23 protein-coding genes are annotated in these 22,782 nt (G+C 66.7%); 14 read left to right on the forward strand and 9 right to left on the reverse strand.

Going from position 1 to position 22,782, the window contains the following annotated elements; genetic code table 11:
* The first annotated feature begins 93 nt into the window (after nucleotides 1-93).
* The 9 genes from ERC79_RS08925 to paaK all read left to right on the forward strand — a co-directional run bounded on the left by ERC79_RS08925 (nucleotide 94) and on the right by paaK (nucleotide 7,804).
* Entirely contained in the window at nucleotides 94-822 is a 729-nt protein-coding gene (locus ERC79_RS08925; RefSeq protein ID WP_131577488.1) for an enoyl-CoA hydratase/isomerase family protein, read from the forward strand.
* On the forward strand, nucleotides 819-1,673 hold the full coding sequence (locus tag ERC79_RS08930; protein WP_131577490.1) for a 3-hydroxyacyl-CoA dehydrogenase family protein: 855 nt from the start codon (nucleotides 819-821) through the stop codon (nucleotides 1,671-1,673). The genes ERC79_RS08925 and ERC79_RS08930 overlap by 4 nt, the downstream gene beginning before the upstream one ends.
* 43 nt (nucleotides 1,674-1,716) lie before the next feature.
* Nucleotides 1,717-2,508: an enoyl-CoA hydratase-related protein gene (locus tag ERC79_RS08935; protein ID WP_131577492.1), complete on the forward strand. Its 792-nt coding sequence runs from the start codon at nucleotides 1,717-1,719 to the stop codon at nucleotides 2,506-2,508.
* 83 nt (nucleotides 2,509-2,591) lie between these two features.
* Nucleotides 2,592-3,545, forward strand: a complete 954-nt coding sequence (gene paaA / locus ERC79_RS08940; RefSeq protein ID WP_131577494.1) for a 1,2-phenylacetyl-CoA epoxidase subunit PaaA — start codon at nucleotides 2,592-2,594, stop codon at nucleotides 3,543-3,545.
* The gene (paaB, locus tag ERC79_RS08945) at nucleotides 3,542-3,847 is read left to right on the forward strand and encodes a 1,2-phenylacetyl-CoA epoxidase subunit PaaB (protein WP_131577496.1); all 306 of its coding nucleotides are present in this window, start codon (nucleotides 3,542-3,544) and stop codon (nucleotides 3,845-3,847) included. Before paaA ends, paaB begins: the two co-directional genes overlap by 4 nt.
* Nucleotides 3,848-3,895: 48 nt before the next feature.
* Nucleotides 3,896-4,813 (forward strand): 1,2-phenylacetyl-CoA epoxidase subunit PaaC, encoded by a 918-nt coding sequence (paaC, locus tag ERC79_RS08950; RefSeq protein ID WP_131577498.1) that lies wholly within the window; start codon nucleotides 3,896-3,898, stop codon nucleotides 4,811-4,813.
* A 1-nt stretch (nucleotide 4,814) separates the two neighbouring features.
* Nucleotides 4,815-5,339, forward strand: coding sequence for a 1,2-phenylacetyl-CoA epoxidase subunit PaaD (gene paaD / locus ERC79_RS08955; RefSeq protein ID WP_131577501.1), 525 nt, complete (start codon nucleotides 4,815-4,817; stop codon nucleotides 5,337-5,339).
* Nucleotides 5,340-5,341: 2 nt separating this feature from the next.
* Nucleotides 5,342-6,448, forward strand: a complete 1,107-nt coding sequence (gene paaE, locus ERC79_RS08960) for a 1,2-phenylacetyl-CoA epoxidase subunit PaaE (RefSeq protein WP_131577503.1) — start codon at nucleotides 5,342-5,344, stop codon at nucleotides 6,446-6,448.
* A 60-nt stretch (nucleotides 6,449-6,508) separates the two neighbouring features.
* Nucleotides 6,509-7,804, forward strand: coding sequence for a phenylacetate--CoA ligase PaaK (gene paaK / locus ERC79_RS08965; RefSeq protein ID WP_131577505.1), 1,296 nt, complete (start codon nucleotides 6,509-6,511; stop codon nucleotides 7,802-7,804).
* A gap of 82 nt (nucleotides 7,805-7,886) precedes the next feature.
* On the opposite strand, the gene ERC79_RS08970 is transcribed toward paaK, so the two are convergent.
* Nucleotides 7,887-8,495 (reverse strand): TetR/AcrR family transcriptional regulator, encoded by a 609-nt coding sequence (locus ERC79_RS08970; protein WP_131577508.1) that lies wholly within the window; start codon nucleotides 8,493-8,495, stop codon nucleotides 7,887-7,889.
* Between the two features lie 159 nt (nucleotides 8,496-8,654).
* Complete coding sequence (locus ERC79_RS08975; RefSeq protein ID WP_131577510.1) at nucleotides 8,655-9,005, reverse strand: helix-turn-helix domain-containing protein; 351 nt, start codon at nucleotides 9,003-9,005, stop codon at nucleotides 8,655-8,657.
* A 56-nt stretch (nucleotides 9,006-9,061) separates the two neighbouring features.
* Here ERC79_RS08975 and ERC79_RS08980 point away from each other — a divergent pair, with 56 nt between their 5' ends.
* The 3 genes from ERC79_RS08980 to ERC79_RS08990 all read left to right on the forward strand — a co-directional run bounded on the left by ERC79_RS08980 (nucleotide 9,062) and on the right by ERC79_RS08990 (nucleotide 11,902).
* Entirely contained in the window at nucleotides 9,062-9,928 is an 867-nt protein-coding gene (locus tag ERC79_RS08980; RefSeq protein WP_131577512.1) for an NmrA family NAD(P)-binding protein, read from the forward strand.
* Nucleotides 9,929-10,010: 82 nt separating this feature from the next.
* Nucleotides 10,011-10,388, forward strand: coding sequence for a DUF3054 domain-containing protein (locus tag ERC79_RS08985; protein ID WP_131577514.1), 378 nt, complete (start codon nucleotides 10,011-10,013; stop codon nucleotides 10,386-10,388).
* Between the two features lie 47 nt (nucleotides 10,389-10,435).
* A complete protein-coding gene (locus ERC79_RS08990; protein WP_131577516.1) occupies nucleotides 10,436-11,902 on the forward strand; it encodes a peptide MFS transporter in 1,467 nt (488 codons plus the stop codon).
* Nucleotides 11,903-11,993: 91 nt separating this feature from the next.
* Here the strand turns inward: ERC79_RS08990 and ERC79_RS08995 are convergent, their stop codons facing one another.
* From ERC79_RS08995 to ERC79_RS09025, 7 genes are all read right to left on the reverse strand, one after another.
* Nucleotides 11,994-12,593: a histidine phosphatase family protein gene (locus ERC79_RS08995; RefSeq protein WP_131577518.1), complete on the reverse strand. Its 600-nt coding sequence runs from the start codon at nucleotides 12,591-12,593 to the stop codon at nucleotides 11,994-11,996.
* A gap of 2 nt (nucleotides 12,594-12,595) precedes the next feature.
* Nucleotides 12,596-13,333 carry an SDR family oxidoreductase gene (locus ERC79_RS09000; RefSeq protein WP_131577520.1) on the reverse strand — a complete coding sequence of 246 codons (738 nt, stop codon included), beginning with the start codon at nucleotides 13,331-13,333 and terminating at the stop codon, nucleotides 12,596-12,598.
* The gene (locus ERC79_RS09005; RefSeq protein WP_131577522.1) at nucleotides 13,330-14,358 is read right to left on the reverse strand and encodes a phosphotransferase family protein; all 1,029 of its coding nucleotides are present in this window, start codon (nucleotides 14,356-14,358) and stop codon (nucleotides 13,330-13,332) included. Before ERC79_RS09005 ends, ERC79_RS09000 begins: the two co-directional genes overlap by 4 nt.
* Nucleotides 14,355-15,569 carry an acyl-CoA dehydrogenase family protein gene (locus ERC79_RS09010; RefSeq protein ID WP_131577524.1) on the reverse strand — a complete coding sequence of 405 codons (1,215 nt, stop codon included), beginning with the start codon at nucleotides 15,567-15,569 and terminating at the stop codon, nucleotides 14,355-14,357. Before ERC79_RS09010 ends, ERC79_RS09005 begins: the two co-directional genes overlap by 4 nt.
* Nucleotides 15,570-15,845: 276 nt before the next feature.
* Nucleotides 15,846-16,457 carry a TetR/AcrR family transcriptional regulator gene (locus tag ERC79_RS09015; RefSeq protein ID WP_131577526.1) on the reverse strand — a complete coding sequence of 204 codons (612 nt, stop codon included), beginning with the start codon at nucleotides 16,455-16,457 and terminating at the stop codon, nucleotides 15,846-15,848.
* A 136-nt stretch (nucleotides 16,458-16,593) separates the two neighbouring features.
* Nucleotides 16,594-18,276 carry an NTF2-like N-terminal transpeptidase domain-containing protein gene (locus ERC79_RS09020; protein WP_131577528.1) on the reverse strand — a complete coding sequence of 561 codons (1,683 nt, stop codon included), beginning with the start codon at nucleotides 18,274-18,276 and terminating at the stop codon, nucleotides 16,594-16,596.
* A gap of 132 nt (nucleotides 18,277-18,408) precedes the next feature.
* The gene (locus ERC79_RS09025) at nucleotides 18,409-20,163 is read right to left on the reverse strand and encodes a penicillin-binding transpeptidase domain-containing protein (protein WP_131577530.1); all 1,755 of its coding nucleotides are present in this window, start codon (nucleotides 20,161-20,163) and stop codon (nucleotides 18,409-18,411) included.
* 123 nt (nucleotides 20,164-20,286) lie between these two features.
* Between ERC79_RS09025 and ERC79_RS09030 the strand changes: the two genes are divergently transcribed.
* Nucleotides 20,287-20,865 (forward strand): hypothetical protein, encoded by a 579-nt coding sequence (locus ERC79_RS09030; protein ID WP_131577532.1) that lies wholly within the window; start codon nucleotides 20,287-20,289, stop codon nucleotides 20,863-20,865.
* A gap of 286 nt (nucleotides 20,866-21,151) precedes the next feature.
* Nucleotides 21,152-22,747 (forward strand): ATP-binding cassette domain-containing protein, encoded by a 1,596-nt coding sequence (locus ERC79_RS09035; RefSeq protein ID WP_131577533.1) that lies wholly within the window; start codon nucleotides 21,152-21,154, stop codon nucleotides 22,745-22,747.
* Nucleotides 22,748-22,782 lie beyond the last annotated feature (35 nt).

Here is a 22,782-nt window from a genome sequence, read left to right on the forward strand (position 1 = left end):
AGTGGTGCAAGCAATCCCGATGCGTGGAGCCCGCATCCCCTGCGAGAGCTCGGGCCTGACCCCCGCCGGGCTCGCCCAGCCGAGCGAGGCCCCGTGAACACCCTGACGATCGACGATCGCGCCGACCGGATGGTGGTCACTCTCGATCGCCCCCAGCAACGCAATGCGATCAACGCCGAGATGATCTCGGAACTACACCAGGTCTGCGCGCTCCTCGAGGATGCACCGAAGCCGTTGCTGATCAGCGGCTCCGGCGACCACTTCGCAGGTGGCGCCGATATCGCGGAACTGAGGGAGCGGGGACGCGACGAGGCGCTCGCGGGCATCAATCGCAATCTGTTCGACCGCATTGCAGGGCTGCCCATGCCCACCGTCGCTGCGGTGAGCGGGTTCGCGCTCGGCGGCGGAGCTGAGCTGTCGTACGCCTGCGACATCCGGGTCGCGACGGAAACCGCGGTGTTCGGCAACCCGGAGCCAGGTCTCGGCATCATGGCCGCTGCCGGCGCCAGCTATCGCCTTCAGGAACTGGTCGGCAGGTCGATCGCGAAGCAGGTTCTCCTCGCCGGCCGAAACCTGGACGCAGCGGCGGCGCTCCGCAGCGGGCTCGTGATCAGCGTCGTGGCCCCCGGCGAACACATCGCCGCCGCGCACGGCATCGTCGATCGCATCAACCGCTCCGCACCGCTAGCGCTCAGGCTCACCAAGCTGATCGCCGATGCACCCGGAACTCACTCCTTCGCCGACGACATCGCCCAGGCGGTGCTGTTCGAGAGCCGGGACAAACACGACCGTATGACGGCCTTTCTGGAGAAGAAGAAATGATGAGCACAATCCCCGGCCACGTCGGTGTCGTCGGTGGCGGACGCATGGGTGCCGGCATCGCGCAGGTATTCGCGACACTCGGTTCCGCTGTCACCATCGCCGAGAGCGGCGACCGGCAGGCGGCCCTCACCCGGGTTTCGGACGGACTGGACCGGGCACACGAGCGTGGCCGGCTCGGCGACTCCGATCCGGCGACCGTACTCGGACGAGTGTCGCTCGTCAGCGCACCGGACGAGCTGCCGGCCGGCCTCGATCTTGTGGTCGAGGCCGTTCCGGAATCGGTGCAGCTCAAGCTCGGCGTGCTCGCCCTCGTGGAGAAGACGGTCGATCCGGCGACGGTGATCGCAACCAACACCAGTTCGATATCGATCGCCGAACTCGGTGCGGTACTGGATAATCCACGTCGATTGATCGGAATGCACTTCTTCAATCCGGTACCGGCATCGACACTCGTCGAGATCATCCGGACTCCGTCGACCGACACCGACGTCGTGGCGCGGGTGTGCGAGTGGGTCTCCCAGCTCGGCAAGTCACAGGTGCTGGTCAACGATTCGCCGGGCTTCGCGACGAGCCGGCTCGGCGTCTGTCTCGGACTCGAGGCGATCCGAATGCTCGAGGAAGGTGTCGCCGATGCCGAGTCCATAGATCGTGCAATGGAATTGGGCTATCGACACCCCATGGGCCCGCTTCGTTCCACCGATCTCGTGGGCCTCGACGTTCGCCTCGCCATCGCCGAGCACCTGACGGCGACACTCGGCGAACGCTTCAAGCCCCCCGCCCTGCTCCGCGAAAAGGTGGCACGGGGCGAACTCGGCCGCAAATCCGGCCAGGGTTTCTTCAATTGGTCCTGAGTCGACACTCGGGCCCGTATTCCACTGACAGGAGAAGCATTCCATGAGCAGTATCGACACGGTGGGGCTGTCCACGACTGCGGGCCTGGCGACGATCACCCTGCGCCGCGCGGGCGCGTCCAACGCGCTGGATCGCGCAATGAAAGAACAGCTGTCGGCTGCAGTGGAGACCGTGGCCGCAGACCGAACGGTGCGCGCCGTCCTCCTCGAGGCCGAGGGCAGGAACTTCTGCGTCGGTCAGGATCTCGCCGAACATGCTGCCGGCCTCGCGGCAGATCCCGCTCGCGCGATGGACACCGTAGGCGCACACTACAACCCGTTGCTCACATCACTTGCCGCGGTGCGCGTGCCGGTGGTCGTTTCGATCAACGGCGCATGCGTGGGTGCCGGCCTGGGCATCGCGCTGGCCGGAGACATCCGCATCGCGGGGGAAGGCGCCAGGTTCGCCACCGCTTTCGCGGGGATCGGACTGGCGAGCGACTCCGGACTGAGTCACACGCTGGTCGAGATGCTCGGCCCGAGCCGGGCAACGGGATTGCTGATGCTCGGCGACCGGTTCTCGGCGGCCCAGGCCCTCGAGTGGGGTCTGGTCCACCGGGTCGTACCCGATGACGAACTCGCCGACGCAGCCCGGGCGCTGGCGCGCGAACTCGCAGCAGGACCGACCGCGGCCTACGTACACGTCAAGCGTCTCGTCTCGGCATCGTCGACGGGTCTCGCCGAGGCGCTCGAGCGTGAACGTGAGGCGCAGGAGGTCGTGGGCAGCTCGGCAGATCACGGCGCCGCCGTCGAAGCCTTCCTCGCCAAACGCGCACCGGTCTTCGAAGGCCGCTGACCGAGTCCGGCACACGCTTGTGCCGCCTGAAACTTCCATGCATACTCACACCAACCGATCATTCGGTAATAGAAGCAGGACATATGACCTCGTCTATCGCAGAAAATGAGCTCCAGATCCAATTCGAGGAGACCATCTCGGCCGACCAGCGAGTCGAGCCGCGGGACTGGATGCCCGAGGGATACCGCAAGACTCTCGTCCGGCAGATCGCGCAGCACGCGCACTCCGAGATCATCGGTATGCAGCCCGAGGGCGCATGGATCACACGGGCGCCATCGCTGCGCCGCAAGGCGATCCTGATGGCGAAAGTACAGGACGAGGCCGGGCACGGCCTGTATCTGTACTCCGCGGCGGAAACACTCGGCGCCGACCGCAGCGACCTCACCGAGAAGCTGCTCGACGGGAGGCAGAAGTATTCGTCGATCTTCAACTATCCGACGCTGACCTTCGCCGATGTCGGCGTGATCGGCTGGCTCGTCGACGGTGCCGCGATCTGCAATCAGGTTCCGTTGTGCCGCAGTTCCTTCGGCCCGTACGCGCGGGCGATGATTCGCGTCTGCAAGGAGGAATCGTTTCATCAGCGGCAGGGCTACGAGCTACTCATGACGATGATGCGCGGTACCGACGCCCAGCGGAAGATGGTGCAGGAATCTGTCGACCGCTGGTGGTGGCCGGCCCTGATGATGTTCGGCCCGCCCGACGACCAATCGCCGAACTCGGAGCAGTCGATGAAGTGGCGCATCAAGCGACACACGAACGATGAACTACGTCAGCGGTTCGTCGACATGTCGATACCGCAGGCCGAAGCACTGGGCGTGACGTTCCCGGACCCCGATCTGAAATGGAATGCCGAGCGCGGAGCATACGACTTCGGCGAACCCGACTGGAGTGAGTTCATGCAGGTGATCGGCGGCAACGGCGCGTCCAGTGTGGAGCGCGTCGCCAATCGCCGGGCCGCACACGAGAACGGCGCCTGGGTACGCGAGGCCGCGACCGCCTTCGCCCGAGGGGCGAGCACGAAGGAGAACACACGATGAATGCAGCCGACCGGGTCACCAGCGCCGACTGGCCGTTGTACGAGGTATTCCTCCGCGGCAAGCGCGGACTCAATCACGTCCATGTCGGTTCGCTGCACGCCGCCGACGACGAGATGGCGCTCAGACACGCCCGCGACGTCTACACCAGGCGCAACGAAGGCGTGAGCATCTGGGTGGTGCAGTCCAACTCGATCACAGCGTCAAGTCCGTCCGAGAAGGATCCGTACTTCGCCCCGAGTGGCGACAAGGTTTACCGCCACCCCACCTTCTACGAAATCCCCGACAACGTTCCCCACATGTGATCCGGCCGGCACGCTCGCGCGGCCGACCAGAATTTTCGAGGATGCACGATGACCGACCACGACCATGCCTACGACGGCCTCGTCGACGAGGACAGCCACGGCCAATGGGCCTTCGGCACCAGCTTCGACGACCCGCTGGCCGGCGTCGACACCACGGTTCCCGACGACGTCGATCTCTCGGCGCTGGCCACCTATTGTCTGATGCTCGGCGACGATGCACTGATCAGTTCACAGCGACTGACCGAATGGATCACGCGCGCACCGGAACTCGAGGAGGAGGTAGCTCTCGCGAACATCGGGCTCGACCTGCTCGGCCAGGCGCGCCTGCTCCTGGCTCGGGCGGCCGCGGCCGATGCGGCAGTCGTACCGCACATATCCGATACGGCACCGATTCCGGGCGAGGATGCGCTGGCCTTCTTCCGCGACGAGAACCAGTTTCGCAACGTTCGGCTCGCCGAGATCGACAACGGCGACTTCGCACAGACTGTTACGCGACTGCTGGTGTTCTCGACATGGCGACTCGCACTCCTCGACCGGCTACGGGAGTCACGTGATCCGGTCCTTGCCGCCGTCGCGATCAAGGGCGTCAAGGAAATGACCTACCACCGCGACTATGCCGCCAGATGGGCCGTCACACTCGGCTGCGGCACAGCCGAATCGAAGACGCGGATGGAGTCTGCCCTGAGCCGGGTCTGGCCGTACGTCGACGAGCTCTTCGTTCCCACCGCCGAGGAACGCGCCCTCGCCGCAGTGGGTGTAGCGGTCGATCCCGGCGAACTGCGGGCCGAGTTCGACGCGATTATCGATCAGGTGTTGCGCGAGGCCGGTCTGTCCGCGCCCACCGGTCGCGTGGCCGGCACGGTAGGTGGGCGTGCGGGCCGTCAGGGCCTGCACACCGAGGCCCTCGGATTGATCCTGGCCGAGATGCAGGTGGTCGCCCGGGCACACCCGGAAGGCGTGTGGTGACATGTCCGCTTCCACGCAGGCCGATCTGCCCATGCACGAGGCGCGGCGCATCGCGGAGTCGGTTCTCGACCCCGAGATGCCGATGCTGACCCTCGCGGATCTCGGGGTCCTGCGCGATGTCGAGGCAGGGGCCGACGGCGCCGTGATCGTGACGATCACCCCCACCTATTCCGGGTGTCCTGCCATGGCGACGATGCGCGACGACATCCAGCACCGTTTGCAGCGCGCAGGCTTCCCATCGGTCGAGGTGAGAACGGTCCTCTCACCTCCCTGGAGTACCGACTGGATCAGCGACGAGGGACGGCGAAAGCTGCACGAGAACGGCTATTCCACGCCCGGCCCGGCGGCGCGCCGCGGTTCGGGTCCGGTGCCGTTGACACTCACCGCCGTGCCCCGGACGATCGAATGCCCTCGGTGCGGCAGCGCCGATACCCGCCTCGACTCCGAGTTCGGGGCAACATTGTGCAAGGCCCTCTACCGGTGTCTCGATTGCCTCGAGCCCTTCGATCATGTGAAAGAGATCTGAACATGGACACTGTGGATACTGTGGACACCGCGAAATCTGCTGTCCCGGCACGCAACAGGACCTTCCACACCCTCACGGTCGCAGAGGTGGAGGCGCTGTGCGACGACGCCGCAGCCGTCACGTTCGAGATCCCTGCCGACCTTTCGGAGGAGTTCGCATTCGGTGCGGGCCAATCCCTGACGCTCCGTCGAAACGTGGACGGTGTCGAGCACCGCCGGTCGTACTCGATCTGTGCCCCGGTCGGTTCCAGCCCCCGCGTCGGGGTCCGCGAGGTCGCCGACGGGCTCTTCTCGAACTGGCTGGTCCACCAGGTTCGTCCGGGCGACAGGATCGATGTCGCGCCCCCTTCCGGATCCTTCGTGGCCGATCCCGCTGTCGGTGGCCGGCACGTCCTGATCGCGGCGGGATCCGGAATCACCCCGATGCTCTCGATCGCCGCGACGATGCTCACCAACCCCGACGCCGAAGTGGTTCTCCTCTACGGGAATCGGCGCACGCGTTCGGTGATGTTCGCCGAGGAGATCGCCGACCTCAAGGATCGGTACGGCGCACGGTTCCACGTCGTCCACGTCTTGTCCCGGGAACCCCGCGAGGTGGAACTCTTCACCGGACGGCTCGATACCGACCGGCTCCGCGCGATCTTCGACGCTGTGGTGCCGGTCTCCGACGCCGATCACTTCTGGCTGTGCGGGCCGTACGGCATGGTCACCGACGCCGAGGCGGTGCTCGGCGAACTTGGCGTCGACCCGAAGCGGGTCCACCACGAATTGTTCTATGTCGACGACGTGCCCCCTCCCCCGGCACGCCACCGCGACGAGGGGGTCACCGGCCCCAGCAGCGAGGTCACCCTCATCCTCGACGGACGCTCGACCACCGCGACGTTGCCGCGGGACGAGACGATCCTCGACGCAGCAGAGAAGTACCGATCGGATCTGCCGTTCGCCTGCAAGGGCGGAGTGTGTGGAACGTGCCGCGCCAAGGTCACCCACGGGGACGTCGATATGCGACGCAACTATGCGCTCGAGGACGACGAGGTCGATGCCGGCTTCATCCTCACGTGCCAGAGCTATCCGGACAGCGCCGACGTGACCGTCGACTTCGACGCCTGACTACCAGCCCCTCACCACATCGACCCGGTCGCATCCCGACCGCGGCACCCGGAGACTACTATGACCAGCATCGTCACCCCTTCACAGGACATCGAGTTCGCCACCCGCGACCGCATCTCGTCCCTGCAGCTCGAGCGCCTGCAGTGGTCGCTGCGCCACGCCTACGAGAATGTCCCGCACTACCGGAAGGCCTTCGACGACGCCGGGGTTCACCCCGACGATCTGAAGGATCTCGGCGATCTCGCGAAGTTCCCGTTCACCGCGAAGGCGGACCTGCGGGACAACTACCCGTTCGGGATGTTCGCGGTTCCACAGGATCGAGTGTCGCGAATTCACGCCTCGTCGGGCACGACGGGGCGTCCCACCGTGGTCGGATACACCGCGAAGGACCTCGACAACTGGGCCGACCTGATCGCGCGGAGCCTTCGCGCCGGTGGTGTGAAGCCGTCCGACAAGGTCCACGTCGCCTACGGGTACGGATTGTTCACCGGCGGACTCGGCGCACACTACGGCGCGGAAAGGCTGGGCTGCACGGTTATTCCGATGTCGGGAGGGATGACCGAGCGTCAGATCCAGCTGATCGAGGACTTCCGCCCGGACGCGATCATGGTCACCCCGTCGTACATGCTCACGATCGTCGATGCGATGCTCGCCAAGGGCATCGATCCGGCCCGAACATCACTGCGCACGGGCGTGTTCGGAGCGGAACCGTGGACAGAGGAGATGCGCGGCGAACTCGAGCAGCAGTTGGCCATGGACGCCGTCGACATCTACGGCCTGTCCGAGGTCATGGGTCCCGGTGTCGCCATGGAATGTGTGGAAACCAAGGATGGCCTTCATATCTGGGAGGACCACTTCTACCCGGAGGTGATCGACCCCGTCACCGGTGAGGTGCTGCCCGACGGCGAAGAGGGTGAACTCGTCTTCACCTCGCTCACCAAGGAGGCGATGCCGATCATTCGTTATCGCACCCGGGATCTCACCCGGCTGCTGCCGGGCACTGCGCGGACAATGCGCCGCATGCAGAAGGTGACCGGACGAACCGACGACATGATCATCCTGCGCGGGGTCAATCTCTTTCCGACCCAGATCGAAGAGCTCATTCTGGCGGTGAGCGGTCTGGCACCCCAGTTCCAATGCGTTCTCGACCGGCCCGGCCGAATGGATGTGCTGACCGTCCGCGTCGAATCCCGGCCGAACGCCTCGACCAGCGAGACCGACGGTCAAGCCGCCCATCTCCGGCAGCTGGTGAAGGACCGTATCGGTGTCACCGTCGCCGTAGAGGTCCTGGCTCCGGGGAGCCTGGATCGATCGATCGGCAAAGCTCGTCGCCTGATAGACAATCGGCCATCCTGAAAACGACCTGGGGCGCCTCGGATCAGATCCGAGGCGCCCCAGTTCTTTTCGGTCGCCCTGCCACCGGGAGATCGGGGGTCAGTCAAGCTCTCATTCCGTCGAAGGTGAGCGCCACCACCGCATCGGCCAGCTCGGAGACCGATTCACCCCCGCGCGGTCGATACCACTCGATCAGCGAGTTCACCATTCCGAAGACCAGTCGGCTCGTGAGCGCCGGGTCGATACCCGGCCTGAGGTCGCCCTCCTCGGCGGCGGCGACCACCAGATCACTGACGAAGGCATCGAATTCGCGGCGGCGTGCGAGCGCATGCCGCTCGACTGCCGTGTTCCCGCGAACCCTGAGAAGCAATGTCACGTAGGGAAGCTCGGTCACGAGTACCTCGACGCTTCGCCGCACGAGGTACTCGAGTCGATCGATGGACCGACCGCTGGTAGCCCGATCTTCAGTCGTGACCGCGAACAGCGCGTTCAGGGCCCGGGACAGCGCAAGCTCCAGCAGTTCCGACTTGCCGGACACATGGTGATAGATCGACGACTTGGTGATGCCGAGCCGCTGGGCGAGTGCCTCCATGCTGGTGCCGTCGTAGCCCTTGTCGTTGAAGACCTTCACCGCAACGGCAAGCAAGGAATCGAGGTCGTATCCCGGTCGCCCAGGCGATCCCGCTCTTCGGACTGGACCTGCCGCTGCCATCTCGCGCGTTCCTTCCTGAAGGTGGATACCCGCCGCAGAACCTGCGGCTCGGCATCAGCCTACCGAAGGTTCGGTAATCCCCTTGTCCCCGCCACGGAATCGGAGGGTTCCCAGGCAACGCCCCTCCGCACAAGACGTGCCGGGCCGGCACTCGGCGGATCACACTGCTTGGTCGCCCTCCGGCGCCGAGAACGGCAGGGCGTCGTCCGCCCACACAACCATCGCTTCGAGGACCGACTGCAGCTTCATCCCGGTGGACGTGAGCGCGTACTCGACCCGCGGCGGCACCTCCGCGTATGCGGTGCGGGTGACGAGGCCGAACTCTTCGAATCGCTTGAGGCGTGCGGACAGCGTCCGCGGGCTGATGCCCGGCAACGCCCGCCGCAGCTCAGTGAACCGCATCCGCCCGTGCGTCAGCTCGCGGACGATCAGTGTCGCCCACGGTCCGTCCAGGACCAGCAAGAACCGGGCGACACCACACTCCGGAAGGATGTGACCTGATTCACTCATTCAATCCCCAATAGTTCACTTGAAGTAACCAGTTCCGGATATGAAGCATAGAGCGCATGACATACGCAGTGCATGGCGCCGCGGGCGCCCAGGGAAGCCCCGTCCTGTCCGCCCTCGTGGCTTCCGGCGCCGAGGTCCGCGCCCTCACGCGCGATCGATCCAAGACCTTCGCCGGAGCAGTCACCACGGTCGTCGAGAACAATTCCGCCGAGACGCTCGCTGCCGCGTACACCGGCGTGGACGGGGTGTTCGTCCACCTCCCTCTCGCCGGTGATCCGCAGACTCCGTCCCGCCACGTCCGCAACATCGTCGCCGCAGCGGCTTCGGCCCGCCCGGCCAGGATGGTCGTCTCCACCAGCGGCACGGCCATCGGCGACTCAGCCTCCCCGCTTGCCGGCCCCAATACGCCGATCCTCACCGAACTGGTCGACGGACTGGCATCCGCCGGTATCACCGTGACGGTGTTGAGCCCGCGCCTGTTTCTCGAGAATCTTCTGCTGCCTCCCGTTCTCGGCGGGGTGATGGAGGAGGGCGTGCTGCGGTATCCGCTGCGCTCGGATCTGGCCGTCTCCTGGTGTTCCCACCTCGACGTAGCCGACGCGGCGGTCGTCGCGCTCACCGCGCCGGAGGCTCCCGACCTGGTGAACATCGGCCAGATCCCGCCGGTCACCGGGCCCCAGCTGGCTGCGGCCTTCGCCGAACACCTCGGACGCCCGGTCGTCTTCGATTCGATCACCCCGGCCGACTTCGGTGCATCGCTCGAACCGATGCTGGGCGCGGGCGCTGCTGCCGGCGTCGCGCAGCTGTACACCGCACTCGGAGTGGCAGACGAGGTCTCCTTCGAGCAAGCGAGCGGATCGGGCTCCCGCCTGGGTGTCCGCGCGCGCAGCACCCGGGACTGGCTCGCCGCGCTCGGCATCTAGGATTCGCCGCACGGCGCCCACATCCGCGGCGGATTCCCCGAGCGACCGTTCTGTTCGGGGGCGTACGGCCTACGCTGATCAGGTGAAGAAGTACGCCCCCGCCGCCGTCGCCGACATCCTCTTGGTCCTCGCCTTCGCCGCGTCGGGCCGCAGCAGCCACGAGGAAGCGATCAGCCTCGCCGGGTTGCTCACCACCGCATGGCCGTTCCTGTCCGGGCTCGCAGCCGGCTGGCTCATCACGCTGGCACTCTACCGTGACAAGTTCGACCCGCGGCTGACCGTCCCGACCGGGCCCATCGTGTGGGCATCGGCGCTGGTTTTCGGAATGATCCTGCGCGCGATCGACGGCCAGGGCACCGCCTTCAGTTTCATTCTCGTCGCCGCATCGTTCCTCGCACTGTTCCTCATCGGATGGCGGGCGCTGTACCAGGCGTTGCTCCGGCGTCGTAGTCTCGGCTGATTCCGCAGGGGACCGCGCCCGGCGTAGACAACTGACACGGAGGCTAGATGAGTTCGACGGTCGAACAGGACAAAACCGAATCCGGCGCCGGATTCTTCGGGCAACCGTTCGCGTTGGCGAACCTGTTCGGCGTGGAGATGTGGGAACGCTTCTCCTTCTACGGCATGCAGGGCATCCTGCTGTACTACTTGTACTACCAGACGAGCGAGGGTGGACTCGGTCTCGACAAGGGTGCAGCGGTCAGTATCGTCGGTGCCTACGGCGGCACCGTCTACCTGTCCACGGTCCTCGGTGCCTGGGTCGCCGATCGCATCCTCGGCTCGGAACGGACGCTCTTCTACTCCGCCTGCCTGATCATGTTGGGCCACATCAGTCTCGCCTTGCTTCCCGGACTCGCGGGTGTCGGCGTCGGGCTGGTCCTCATCGCAGTCGGCAGCGGCGGCCTCAAAGCGAACGCCACATCGCTCGTGGGCGACCTGTATTCCGCGGACGACGAGCGTCGTGACGCCGGCTTCTCGATCTTCTACATGGGCATCAACGTCGGCGGCCTGATCGGTCCGCTGCTCACCGGATGGGCGCAGAAGAACTGGGGCTTCCACGTCGGATTCGCGCTCGCTGCATTCGGAATGGCGCTCGGCCTGATCCAGTACACGCTCGGGCGCAAGCACCTGCGCGGCATCGGCGCGGCCGCCCCGAACCCGCTGCCGCAGGCGGCGCGCCCCAAGGTCGTCGCGATCGCGATCGCTGCCGTAGTAGCCGTACTCGCGTCCACGCTGTCGGGTGTCATCACGGCGGACAACCTCTCCGACATCGTCGTCACGCTGACGATTGTGGCAGCGGTGGCGTACTTCGCGGTGATCCTGACCAGTCGGCGCATCACCCGAGTCGAGCGCAGTCGCGTATTCGCATTCATCCCGATGTTCGTTGCGAGCGCGGCATTCTGGTCGCTTTTCCAACAACAGTTCACGATGGTCGCGCTCTTCGCGGACAGCCGCCTCGATCGCAACCTGTTCGGCTGGGACTTCCCCCCGTCGTGGGTGCAGTCGATCAACCCCGTATTCATCATCATCTTCGCCGGCGTGTTCGCGACAATGTGGACCAGGCTCGGCTCCCGCCAGCCCTCGTCGCCGATCAAGTTCGCGCTCGGCACAGCCGTCATGGGTATCGCATTCCTGTGCTTCATCCCGATGTCCGGCGGCGGCCCCAACAGCGCACCGCTGCTCGGGCTCGCCGGCATCCTGCTGCTGTTCACGTTCGCCGAACTGCTGCTTTCCCCAGTCGGGCTGTCGCTGTCGACGAAGCTGGCCCCGGCCGCGTTCCACACCCAGATGGTGGCGTTGTTCTTCCTGTCGGTCGCACTCGGCTCGAGCCTGGCCGGGACGCTGTCCCGCTTCTATGACGAGAACAACGAGGTCCCCTACTTCGCGGCGGTCGGCCTGGCGTCCATCACGATCGGCGCGATCCTCGCGGCGTTGTCGCCGTGGATTCGGCGGTTGATGCGCGGGGTGCAGTGAGACGCCTCCACCCCACTCCCCCTCGCGTTTTGCGCACTTATCGCGCCGAATCGCACCCCAGGAACCGCGATAGGTGCGCAAAACGCGGGGGTCAGCGCACCAGGAGATCCCGGACGTGGGCGGTCTCGTTCACCGACGCCACCCGTCGAGCACCGTTGCGCGAGAACAGCACCCGGCTGATCGACACGTAATCGATCGGGAAGGTCAGCGGACGCGGGAGCTCCAGAAGGTCCTGCAGCACGATGTTGATCACCCCGCCGTGTGCGACGACCACGACGGTGTCCTCGTGATTCGACTGCGCGACAACCACATCCATCGCCTCCCGCACCCGGTGGCGGAATGCGCCCTCGTCGACGAAGTCCGGCAACAGCCCGGCCCGGATGCGTTCGAAGGCCTCCGGCATCCTCTCGCGCGCCTCGTGGATCGGGATGTAGTACCCCTGATCGGCGTCGTATTCGGCGAACCGGTCGTCGATCACCGGGCTCACTCCCAGCGATTCGACGAGCGGTCCGGCCGTCTGGATCGCCCGCCGCTGCGGGCTGGTCACCACCCGCGCGACCGTGACGTCGGCCAACGCGGACGGCAGCCGCCGGGCCTGACGGCACCCCAACTCGGTCAGGCCCGGGTCGGCGCGGCCCTCGGCGACGGCGACGTGCTCCGGCAGTGCATGCCGGACCAGGATCAACTGCACGGTCAGGCCCCGTAGCCGGATGCACCCGCCCGAGTGAGCACCATCCTCGACAGCACCGCCCGATGCGACAGGCGCAGCACCGCGTCGACGAGTTCGACGACGTCGTTCACGGTGAGCATCGTGTCGGCGGGGATACGGTCCTTGGTCCACTCGGACATGTCGGTGTCGACGTAGGCCGGAGCGATGGCTGTTCCGGCGATGCCGTTGCCGGATTCCTCGGCGTTGAGCGTCTCGACCAGGGAGAGCAGTGCCGCCTTCGTCGCACCGTACACGGCGAGGTTCGCCTCGGCGTAGACGCCGGTGATCGAGGACACCGCAACCACTTTCGCGCCGTGACCGGGGTGGTTCGCGGCACCCTTGCGCAGCAGCGGGAGCGAACGCTGCAGCAGTGCGAACGGGGCCGCGAGATTGACCGCGACCGTCTTGTCGAACCGGCGCATCGGGAAGTCCGCGATAGCGCCCGCGGTTCCCACCCCGGCGTTGAGGACCAGCGCGCGCATCGACCCGAACCGCTCCTCGTGCGCGCCGACGAGCGCGTGCGCCGCTTCGGGATCGGCCATGTCGGCCGCGACCGCGACGACGTCGGACGCGCCGGCGGCCCGCAGGTCATCGGCGACCGCGGCGAGCCGGGATGCGTCGCGCGCGGTGATGGTGAGCCCGTATCCCTGTGCCGCGAGCCGTTCCGCGATGCCGAGCCCGATGCCGCGCGACGCGCCGGTGATCAGTGCGCTGTTCGTCATCGGTGTTCCTCCATCGCGGCGAGTCCGGCCGCGACGAGCGGGGGCACTGCCTCGCACGCATGCGCGAACCCGTCGCCCGTCGTGGCCCCGGCAAGATGCCGGTGCGTGATGCCCTCGGCGATCACCGCAAGCTTGAAATTGGCCAGACCCAGATAGAAACCCCAGTGGTCGAGGGGTGTTCCCGTCGCCGCCGAGTACATGTGCGCGATCGCATCGGCCGACGGCAAACGGGTACTCGTCCACGCTGCCGGTTCACCGAGGATGTCGTCCAGCGCGGGATGGCGGTAGACGCACATCTGCGCCAGGTCGGCGAGCGGGTCGCCCAGCGTCGAGAGCTCCCAGTCCACCACCGCGACAACCCGTCCGGGATCATCGGCGGCGACAAGGGTGTTGTCGATCCGGTAGTCGCCATGCACGATCGCCGCCTGCGACTCCCCGGGGATCGAGGCCTCGAGCATGCCGTGCAGGCGTTCCAGATCCGGCAGGTCCCGCGTCTTGACCCGCTCCCACTGCCGTGCCCACAGCGCCACCTGCCGGGACAGGTAGCCGTCGGGGCGACCGAAGGACTCGAGGCCGACGGCCCGGTAGTCGACATCGTGCAGCGCAGCGAGAACGCGCACCAGTTCGCCTGTACACGAGCCGATCTCGGCGTCCGAAAGCAGGTCGATGTCGTCGACCGTGCGGATCACCCGGCCGTCGACGAAGCCGGTGACCGCGAACGGCGCACCCATCACCGACGGGTCCTCGCACAACACCACCGTCGGAGCGACGGGCACCGGCGAGTCCTGCAGTGCGGCACAGACACGGAACTCTCGCGCGACATCATGCGCCGAGGGTGTCAGGCCAGCAGTCGGCGGCCTGCGCAACACCCATCGGGAGACGTCGTCGGACACCTTGAACGTGAGGTTGGACTTGCCTCCCGAGATCAGCTCGGCGCGTAGTTCTCCGTCGACGGCCACTCCGGATCCCTCGAAGAACCGTTGCAATGCAACCAGGTCGAGGCCGTCGATCTGGGCCGCAGTCACTTGTTCCCCTCCTCGCGTGCGGCGCGCTTCGCCTTCCCGACCACCCGTTTCGCGAGCGCCCACCGGTGCACCTCGGACGGTCCGTCGTAGACGCGGAACGGCCGCACCTCACGGGACAGGCGGGCGAGCGGCAGGTCGCCGGAGACACCCATGCCACCGCACATCTGGATCGACCGGTCCACGATCCGGAAGACCGCCTCGGACCCGAAAGCCTTCGCGATCGAGGTCGAATCCGACGCTGTCTCTCCCTGATCGAGTTCCCAGCAGGCCCGCACGAGCAACGCCCTGGTCGCGGCAATGTCGATCTCGTTGTCCGCGATCATCTTCTGGATCATGCCGAGGTCGCCGAGCCGGGATCCGAAGCCGTCCCGCCGTGCGACGTAGTCGACCGCGACGTCGTGGCCGCGGCGAGCCGCGCCCAGCCAGCGCATCACGTGCGTCATACGCGCGGGTCCGAGCCGGACCTGCGCGTAGGCGAAGCCCTCATCGACGGCGCCCAGGACGGCCTCGTCCGGGACGAACAGATCCTCGAAGAACACCTCGCAATGGCCGCCGATCATCGCACGGTCGAGAGTGTCGATGTGCCGGCCGACCCGGATTCCCGGCGCGGATCCGGGCGCGAGGAACATGGTCGCACCGCCGCGGTCACCCGGCGCACCGGACGTGCGGGCCATGATGATGAAGAAGCCCGCCCCTTCGGCTCCGGTAATGAACCACTTGTGGCCGTTGACCTTCCAGCCGCCAGGCACCTTCTCGCCGCGGGTGGTGAGCGCGGACGGATCGGAGCCGGCACCGGGCGCGGGCTCGGTCATCGCGAACGCCGACCGGACCTCACCGCGCGCGAGCGGCCCCAGGAACTGCTCCTTCTGCGCAGCGTCTGCGACATGTGCGAGCAGGTGCACATTGCCCTCGTCGGGGGCTGCGATGTTGAGGGCGCTCGGCCCGAACAGCGAGTAACCGGCCGCCTCGAAAACCGGCGCGCGGTCGCTCATGTCGAGGCCCAGGCCGCCACACTCGACGGGCGCGTGCGGCGCGAGCAATCCCCGCCTCTTTGCCTCAGCCTGCATCTCGACCCGGACGGCGTCGCCTCCGGCCGCGGCAATATCGCCGCCGTGCGCGTCCTCGATCGGCAGCACCACTTCCCGCACGAACTCGCTGGTGCGCGCGACGAGGTCGTCGACCTCCGGTGAATACGACAGGTCCACAGCCATGCCCGTTCCTCCATCCAGTTACCGAGCGATCGATCGGTCGGTCTCCGCCTACGGTGACACGATCGTGTCGCCAGGTCAAGAATCCGGCGCCTCAGATCGCCCCGGCCTACGCTCCGGACGCCATCCGGTAGCCGGAGACCGAAACCGTGAACTACCTTGTTTGCAGATATGCGACCGACCGGATACTGCATGCCTGTAGATGCAGATAGGGATGAATTCGCGGGGCTACCACACGATCGACGCGCCGATCGACGCATCGACCGGCAACCATCGCCGTCAGCGCGCGCCGACCGCGCCCCGCGCAATCGCCGAATAGCGCTCGACCAGCTCGTTCGGTCCGAGTTCCCCGTCAGGCCGGTACCAACTCGCCACGGCTATGCACATGGTTGCGACTGCCCGGCTCGCGTCCTCCGGATAGGGCGAGGCGAAGTCTCCCGACCGCACCCCCGCACGCACGATGGCGTCGAGCATTCGCTGCTGCTGGTCGCGCAGCGCGACATACTCGGCGCGCGCTGCCGGTTCCATGCTGCGCATCTCGGTGGACGCGACAAACGCCTGCTCGCGCCGGAACATGTGGAAGCGCAGGAGCGACTCGACGACGGCGTCGAACTGCTCGCGCGGTGACGGGCCCGACTCGGCCAGAGCCCGTCTGCTGCGGTCCAGCAAATCCGCCATGATCACCCGCGTGAGCGCCACCAGCAGAGCCTGTTTGGACGGGTAGTGGTGATACAGCCCAGGCACCGAGAGCCCGGCCCGCCCGGCAATCTCGCGGATCGACGCACCCTCGTATCCGCGCTCGGCAAACAGCGCCAATGCCGCGGCCAGCGGACCCGGTAGCGTCGAGTCCCCGTACTGCCGCCACGAGCCGGGCATCGTGTCCGAAGTCATGGCTCTACCGTATGCGCGCCTCAATCGATCACCGCGTTTGGCGCACCTATCGCGGATTCCGGTCGCCGGAAAGCACGATAAGTGCGCACAGCGCAGCGGCCAGACGGACAGGTCAGGGCGGGACAGGGGCGGGCAGCTACTTCTCTACCGGCTTGGCCATTTCCTTCATCAGCAAGTCGGTCATCTTCACCGCGCGATCACCGCCGTCGGCATCGGCGACGAAGACCGCGAATGCCAGGTCCCCGCGAGATCCGAAGAACCAGCGGTCACTGTCGTTGCCGGACGCCATGCCGATCAGGCCCGGGTACTGCTCGAGCATCTTCGCCGGCCCGCGCTGGACGTTGTCGCGCATCGCGTTTCGCAGCTGATCGGTGACGTTTGCGGGTAGCGCGCCCTCGGCGTTCTTCGCGGCAGCCTGCTGACCCTCGACGATCATCGGCATCGGGGCGCTCCCGCGGGCGACGGACGCGGCCACCATCGCGAGCCCGAACGGACTGATCTTCGGTTCGGAACCGCTCTTGGAGTGCATCACCTGGTCGACATCGGACTGCGATGCGGTGAGCACGGCGGTCTCCGGGTCCAGACCCGGCATCTCGTAGTTCAGCCCGATACCGAGCTGCCGTCCCGCGCGTTCGAGGTCGTCCTCACTCACCATCCCCGGATCCACCCCCGCCTGCAGCGCGGCGGCATTGCGGACCAGATCGACGGAGTCGCCTGCCGGGTAGAGCCCGGTGAAGGCGATCGATCCCTGCTCGATTGCCTGGTTGTTCTGCGCGGCGACCACCACCGCTCCGGTGGAGGGCCGGATCGCAACGATCGCTGCCGGGGTGCCGGCACTGACGACCGCGTTCTCAGCCGCCAACTGCATCCGAGAATCGAGCGTCGCCTTGATGTCCGGTCCGGGCGGGCCCTGATAGCCCACCTGCGGAACCAGCGTCCCGTCCGGCTCGACGAGGTTGACCGCCCACCCGGCTGTCGCATCCCGATTCATCTGCCACACGGTTCGTAGCGGGTCGAGTAATGGTGTCACGATACGACGGTCGGTGGTGATCAGCTTGGGCTGCTTGTCGACGATCACGCCCGGGATGCCGGTGAGATCCCGTTCGAGGTACTGGAAATCCTGGTCGCGCAACAGCACTGCGACCACCTGCTGTCCAGGTTTGGCCGCCATGCTCTTCCGCATGGAATCCGCGGTCACAAGAGGGGCAACCGGCTCGAGAGCCTTCGCCAAGCGGTCGGTGGTGGCCACCGGGTCCGGCATGGTCGCGGGGTCGAGCGTGATGGCGTTGATGGTCTGCTCAGCCATCAACGGATTACCCGCGGCGTCGAAGACGCGCGGCGCAGCGGCGTCGGTCCGGTCGTACCGGACCGTCCGGCCATGCCCCATGTCCGGCGCGAGCAGTGTGGGATCCCACGAGATCCGCCACCCCACCGAGAGCTTCCGCACACCCCCGTCGACGTAGTAGCTCCAGTCCTTGCCCTCGCCGAAATTCCACGCGGCGTCCATGGTGAAGAAGCCGGAATCGCTATTCAGTTCCACGAACTGAGCAATATCGAACCGCGACTCCTCGGGATCGAGTCCGTCGAACATCTGCTGAATCGATTCCTGGGCCGCATTCGGATACGACGTCAACTCGGCGGCGGCGGACGCATCCCGGTCGTTGAGAGCCTGCACGAATCCCGTGACGACCGACTGCGCGTCGGCGTCGGGTTTCGATCCGACACATGATGCGAGGGCAACGGCCAGCACGGCCACCAGGCCCAGCGGCAGGGCAATCGCACAGCTACGCCGCAGTCGCGGCGATGCTCGGAAACCCATGGTCACAATCATCCCGTTTGCCACATGAGTAACAAGCACGGATCGCAAACGAAGAAGTCACGATTGCGCCACCGGCGCTCGCTGCCGATACCTACCCGTTACCCCGCGGGCCCGACAGGTATCAGGCGTGACCTACCGCAGAAAACGTCCGGCTGCATCCAGCGCGGGACCCGAACTATCCGCTCCTGCAACGAAAACCGCAAAAGCCAGGTCCCTGTCGATACCTACGAACCATCCGTGCGAATCGGTACCGTCGCCGTACTCCGCGGTGCCGGTCTTACCCTCGATGTTCGGAAGATCGGCGAGGATCTTCGCCGTACCGTCCGTGACCGTCTCGCGCATCATCGACCGCAGGGCCGCATCGACCGCGGCGGGGACTGCGGCAACGCTCTTGTCCCCCACCCCGGGCCGGCCGGCGATCATCATCGGTGACGGTGTCGTGCCATTCGCGATCGATGCGGCCACCAGCGCCATACCGAACGGCGACGCGGTCACCTGCCCCTGCCCGATCGCCGACTCCACCCGCTCGGCCGGTGTCGACGCCGCCGGCACGCTCCCGGTGACGGTCGTCAGTCCCGGTGTCACGTAGTCGATCCCCAGGCCGAACTGCAGTGCGGCCTGCGACAGCGCGTCCGGCGGCAGGGAGACGGCCAGGCGGGCCATCGTGGTGTTGCACGACTGAGCGAAGGCCGAGTGCAACGGGACCGAACCGAGGTCGAAGTTGTCGTCGTTGGGAATCTGGCGTCCTTCGACGTTCTCGGTGCCCGGGCACGGCAGGACGGTATCCGGGGTGACCTTGCCGGCCTGCAACGCCGCCGATGTCGTAACCGTCTTGAACGTCGAACCCGGCGGATAGAGACCGGTCAGCGCGATCGAGCCCTGCGCGTCGGCTGGCGCGTTCTGCGCGACCGCAAGCACGGCCCCGGTCGACGGTTGCAGCGCGACGATCACGGCTGGTTGCGGCACTCCGGCCAGCGCATTCTCTGCCTTCATCTGTAGGCGCAGATCCAGCGTGGTGTCGAGATCCGGCGCTGGCGTGCCGTCCTGCCCGGCAAGACGGCGCACCGAGCCGTCCGCGCCGACCATTTGCACGGCCCACCCTGCCGACGCGTCCTGTCCCTGCTGCCACAGATCGGCGAGCCCACCGAGTACCGGCGACGCCAGCGCGCGGTCCACCGTCAGCAGACGCGTCTGCTGCACCAACTCCACCCCGGTCAGGGCCTCGAGCCGCTTGCGAACAGGAGTAATGTCGTTTTCCCGCAGGGTGATTGCGGTGATCGGCTGACCACCCGCCTTCGCGAGGTCGCCGCGCAACGAGTCCACGGTGATGGTCGGCACGATCGGGGTGAGCAGCGGTGCGACGGCCGCCGGATCCGCTGACGGCTGCAGGTTCACGAGGGTTACCACCTGCTGCATCATGATCGGCTCGCCCGTGCTCGCCCGCACCACCGGGGGAGGCCCTGCGGTCGGGGTGAAGCGGACCGTCTCGTCGGCACCGAGCCCAGGCACCAGCAACGCCGGATCCCACGACAGTCGCTGTTCTCCAGACACACTCACGATCTTGCCGGTTGTGGAGTACTGCCAGCCCCGGTCTTCGCCGAAATCCCAGTCGGCATCGAGGGTGAACGAATCGCCTTCCTGTGCGACGGTGAAGCTGCGTTCCCGCTCGTCCAGCCCGTCGAACAGTGCCGTGATGGCGGCGGACGCGGCCGCAGGATCGCTCGTCAGATCCGCGGCGGCCTGAACATTCCCGCTCGCCATCGCATCGGCGAACTGCTGTTCGGGCGATGGCGAATCGCCGCCGCATCCGGCCAGCACCAGCGCTGAAGTGGCGAGCAGAGCGGTCAGAGTGGTGCAAGGGCCGGAGCGCGAACGCGTGACAGACATGGTCTCGATGATGCCGCAGAAACCGACCTGACGGACGGTGGCACCCGCCGAGAAACGGAGTAATCATGTAATCAGTGCCGCGCGAGAGGCGCAGACACCAGGGTCGACCCGAGGAGGACGATCATGAGAAGGGCACATGGCCACGGCGGATTCGGACCCGGTGGCCGCAGATTCGGAAGACCTGGCGGCTGGCAGCAAGCCGATGCCCCGGATGCCTCGGATGCCGCCGATTGGTTCGCCGGCCGCCTGCCGGACAACTGGTTCACCGGGAGCCCCACGGTGGAAGTGGACCGCGAGGAGATCGTGGTGACCGGAGTACTCGCACCCGCCGAGGGAATCGAGAACTCGGCCGCCACCGAGGAGGGCCTCATCGCCCGATTCCGGGAGTCCACCCGGCCCGCTCGCATACAGATCGCCGACGAGGCCGAGGCCCGCTACGGGCGCAAGGTCGCGTGGGGAGTAACGATCGGCGACCAGCAGGTCCTGTTCACCAACCTCGCCGTTCCGGTGATGACGCGGCTGCGCCAGCCCGAGCGAAAGGTACTCGATACCCTCGTCGACGCCGGGGTGGCTCGTTCCCGGTCCGACGCACTCACCTGGACGGTGCGTCTGGCTGGACAACACAGCCAGGAGTGGCTCGCGGAACTACGCGAGGCGATGCGCAAGGTCGACGACCTCAGATCGGAGGGACCGCAGATCTGAGCCGGCCCGACAATTGAGTGGCTTCGCCGAGTCGTTGGGTCGCGACGTCGAAGACACAGCCGCGCAACGACTCTGTGAGCTTCACGAATGGGTTGGGTGTCGATGCGGCAAGAGTTCGGAAGACAAATCGCTTGCACGACCGTCGAACCACCCATAACCTGTGGTTCGTCCGTGTTCCCGACTGATCGGAGAAGGTCCTTGCTCCTGTAGAGGTGATCCGCGCCAGAGCGCGGCGTATGCGCCGATCGCATACGCCGGTACGCCGCAACGACCTCAGGGAGCAACCATGGCCCAATCCTCCACGTCCATTTCCCTGTCGGACCTCACGTTCTCGTGGCCCGACGGGACCTCTGTGTTCGACGGACTCACCGCCATGATCGGCTCCGGCAGAACCGGTCTCGTCGGCCGCAACGGTTCCGGCAAGTCCACCCTCCTGCGATTGATCGCGGGGGCACTGCGGCCCGACCGCGGCTCGGTCATCGCAGCGGGCGCCGTCGAGTACCTTCCGCAGGACCTCACCCTCGATCCGCGGCTGCGTGTGGACGCGATCCTCGGCATCGCGACAATTCGACAGTCGCTCTCCCGGATCGAATCCGGTAACGGAACCGATGCCGATTTCGCCGCGGTGGCAAGCTCGTGGGATATCGAGGAGCGAGCCGTATCGACCCTGCACCGGCTGGGCCTGAACCGTATCGTCGCCGACATCGGCGACCTCGACCGAACGGTGGGCGAGCTGTCGGGCGGCGAGACGACCCTGCTCGGGTTCACCGCACGATTGCTGCGGGAGCCGAACGTACTGTTGCTGGACGAACCCACCAACAACCTCGACGTCGACAGCCGGGGGCTTCTCGCCTCTGCAGTGCAACGGTTCCCGGGCACCGTTGTGGTGGTCAGCCACGACCGGGAGCTGCTCGAGACCATGGAGTCGACGGCGGAGCTCCGTGAGGGTGCGCTGCGGTTGTTCGGTGGGAACTTCACGGCATACCAGGAGATGGTGGAAGCCGAGCAGGAGGCCGCCCGCGCCGCGCTCCGTGACGCCCGCAACGACGTCCGACGGCAGGGCCGCGAGCTGGTCGAGGCGCAGATCAAGATCGATCGCCGAAAGCGATACGGCCAGAAGATCTTCGACAGCCGGAGTGAGCCGAAGATCGTCATGGGAATGAAGAAGCGCTCAGCGCAGGAAGCCGCCGGCAAGCTGCGCGGCAACCACCAGGACAAACTCGATGAGGCGAAGCGGACCCTGGCAGCGGCCGAGGACGGAATTCGCGAGGACCGCGAGATCCGCATCGACGTGCCCGACACCGACGTGTTCACCGGTCAGCAGGTGGTGTGCCTGGCCGGTACCCGGCTGCGCAGCGGCCAGACGCTGGACCTCGCAGTCACCGGCCCCGATCGGATCGCCCTGATCGGCCGTAACGGGATCGGCAAGACAACCGCTCTGCAGGCAATCGCGGAGGAGGGCGCAAAGGTTCCGTTCGCGCTGCTCCCCCAACGGCTCGATATCTTCGACGAGGAGCGGTCGGTTGCGTGGAACGTCGCGGCCGCCGCACCGCACGCGTCGGCGGAGCAGATCCGCGGCGGCCTGGCCCGGTTCCTGTTCCGGGGTGCGGATGCCGACGCGGCGGTGCGAACACTCTCCGGCGGCGAACGCCTTCGTGCCGCGCTCGCGATGATCATGACCGCCGATCCGCCGCCTCGGCTGCTGATGTTGGACGAGCCGACCAACAATCTCGATCTGCCGAGCCTCGGGCACCTCGTCCAGGCGCTCGAGCGGTATCGTGGCGCGCTCATCGTCGCTAGTCACGATCGCCAGTTCCTTCGGGACATCGGCATCACCCGCCGTCTCGAGCTGGACGAGTTCGGAATGACCGAAATCGACTGATGACGAGCGCCGGTGACGTCGCCGGTCCGCGTCGT

It is taken from the genome of Rhodococcus sp. ABRD24 (genome assembly GCF_004328705.1).
Classification (GTDB): Bacteria; Actinomycetota; Actinomycetes; order Mycobacteriales; family Mycobacteriaceae; genus Prescottella.

Bases quoted from the DNA above. Each gene is read 5' to 3' on its own strand.
- ERC79_RS08930 (WP_131577490.1), top strand. From the start codon at position 819: ATGATGAGCACAATCCCCGGCCACGTCGGTGTCGTCGGTGGCGGACGC.
- ERC79_RS08935 (WP_131577492.1), top strand. From the start codon at position 1,717: ATGAGCAGTATCGACACGGTGGGGCTGTCCACGACTGCGGGCCTGGCG.
- paaA (WP_131577494.1), top strand. From the start codon at position 2,592: ATGACCTCGTCTATCGCAGAAAATGAGCTCCAGATCCAATTCGAGGAG.
- paaB (WP_131577496.1), top strand. From the start codon at position 3,542: ATGAATGCAGCCGACCGGGTCACCAGCGCCGACTGGCCGTTGTACGAG.
- paaC (WP_131577498.1), top strand. From the start codon at position 3,896: ATGACCGACCACGACCATGCCTACGACGGCCTCGTCGACGAGGACAGC.
- paaD (WP_131577501.1), top strand. From the start codon at position 4,815: ATGTCCGCTTCCACGCAGGCCGATCTGCCCATGCACGAGGCGCGGCGC.
- paaE (WP_131577503.1), top strand. From the start codon at position 5,342: ATGGACACTGTGGATACTGTGGACACCGCGAAATCTGCTGTCCCGGCA.
- paaK (WP_131577505.1), top strand. From the start codon at position 6,509: ATGACCAGCATCGTCACCCCTTCACAGGACATCGAGTTCGCCACCCGC.
- ERC79_RS08970 (WP_131577508.1), bottom strand. From the start codon at position 8,495: ATGGCAGCGGCAGGTCCAGTCCGAAGAGCGGGATCGCCTGGGCGACCG.
- ERC79_RS08975 (WP_131577510.1), bottom strand. From the start codon at position 9,005: ATGAGTGAATCAGGTCACATCCTTCCGGAGTGTGGTGTCGCCCGGTTC.
- ERC79_RS08980 (WP_131577512.1), top strand. From the start codon at position 9,062: ATGACATACGCAGTGCATGGCGCCGCGGGCGCCCAGGGAAGCCCCGTC.
- ERC79_RS08990 (WP_131577516.1), top strand. From the start codon at position 10,436: ATGAGTTCGACGGTCGAACAGGACAAAACCGAATCCGGCGCCGGATTC.
- ERC79_RS09000 (WP_131577520.1), bottom strand. From the start codon at position 13,333: ATGACGAACAGCGCACTGATCACCGGCGCGTCGCGCGGCATCGGGCTC.
- ERC79_RS09010 (WP_131577524.1), bottom strand. From the start codon at position 15,569: ATGGCTGTGGACCTGTCGTATTCACCGGAGGTCGACGACCTCGTCGCG.
- ERC79_RS09015 (WP_131577526.1), bottom strand. From the start codon at position 16,457: ATGACTTCGGACACGATGCCCGGCTCGTGGCGGCAGTACGGGGACTCG.
- ERC79_RS09020 (WP_131577528.1), bottom strand. From the start codon at position 18,276: ATGGGTTTCCGAGCATCGCCGCGACTGCGGCGTAGCTGTGCGATTGCC.
- ERC79_RS09025 (WP_131577530.1), bottom strand. From the start codon at position 20,163: ATGTCTGTCACGCGTTCGCGCTCCGGCCCTTGCACCACTCTGACCGCT.
- ERC79_RS09030 (WP_131577532.1), top strand. From the start codon at position 20,287: ATGAGAAGGGCACATGGCCACGGCGGATTCGGACCCGGTGGCCGCAGA.
- ERC79_RS09035 (WP_131577533.1), top strand. From the start codon at position 21,152: ATGGCCCAATCCTCCACGTCCATTTCCCTGTCGGACCTCACGTTCTCG.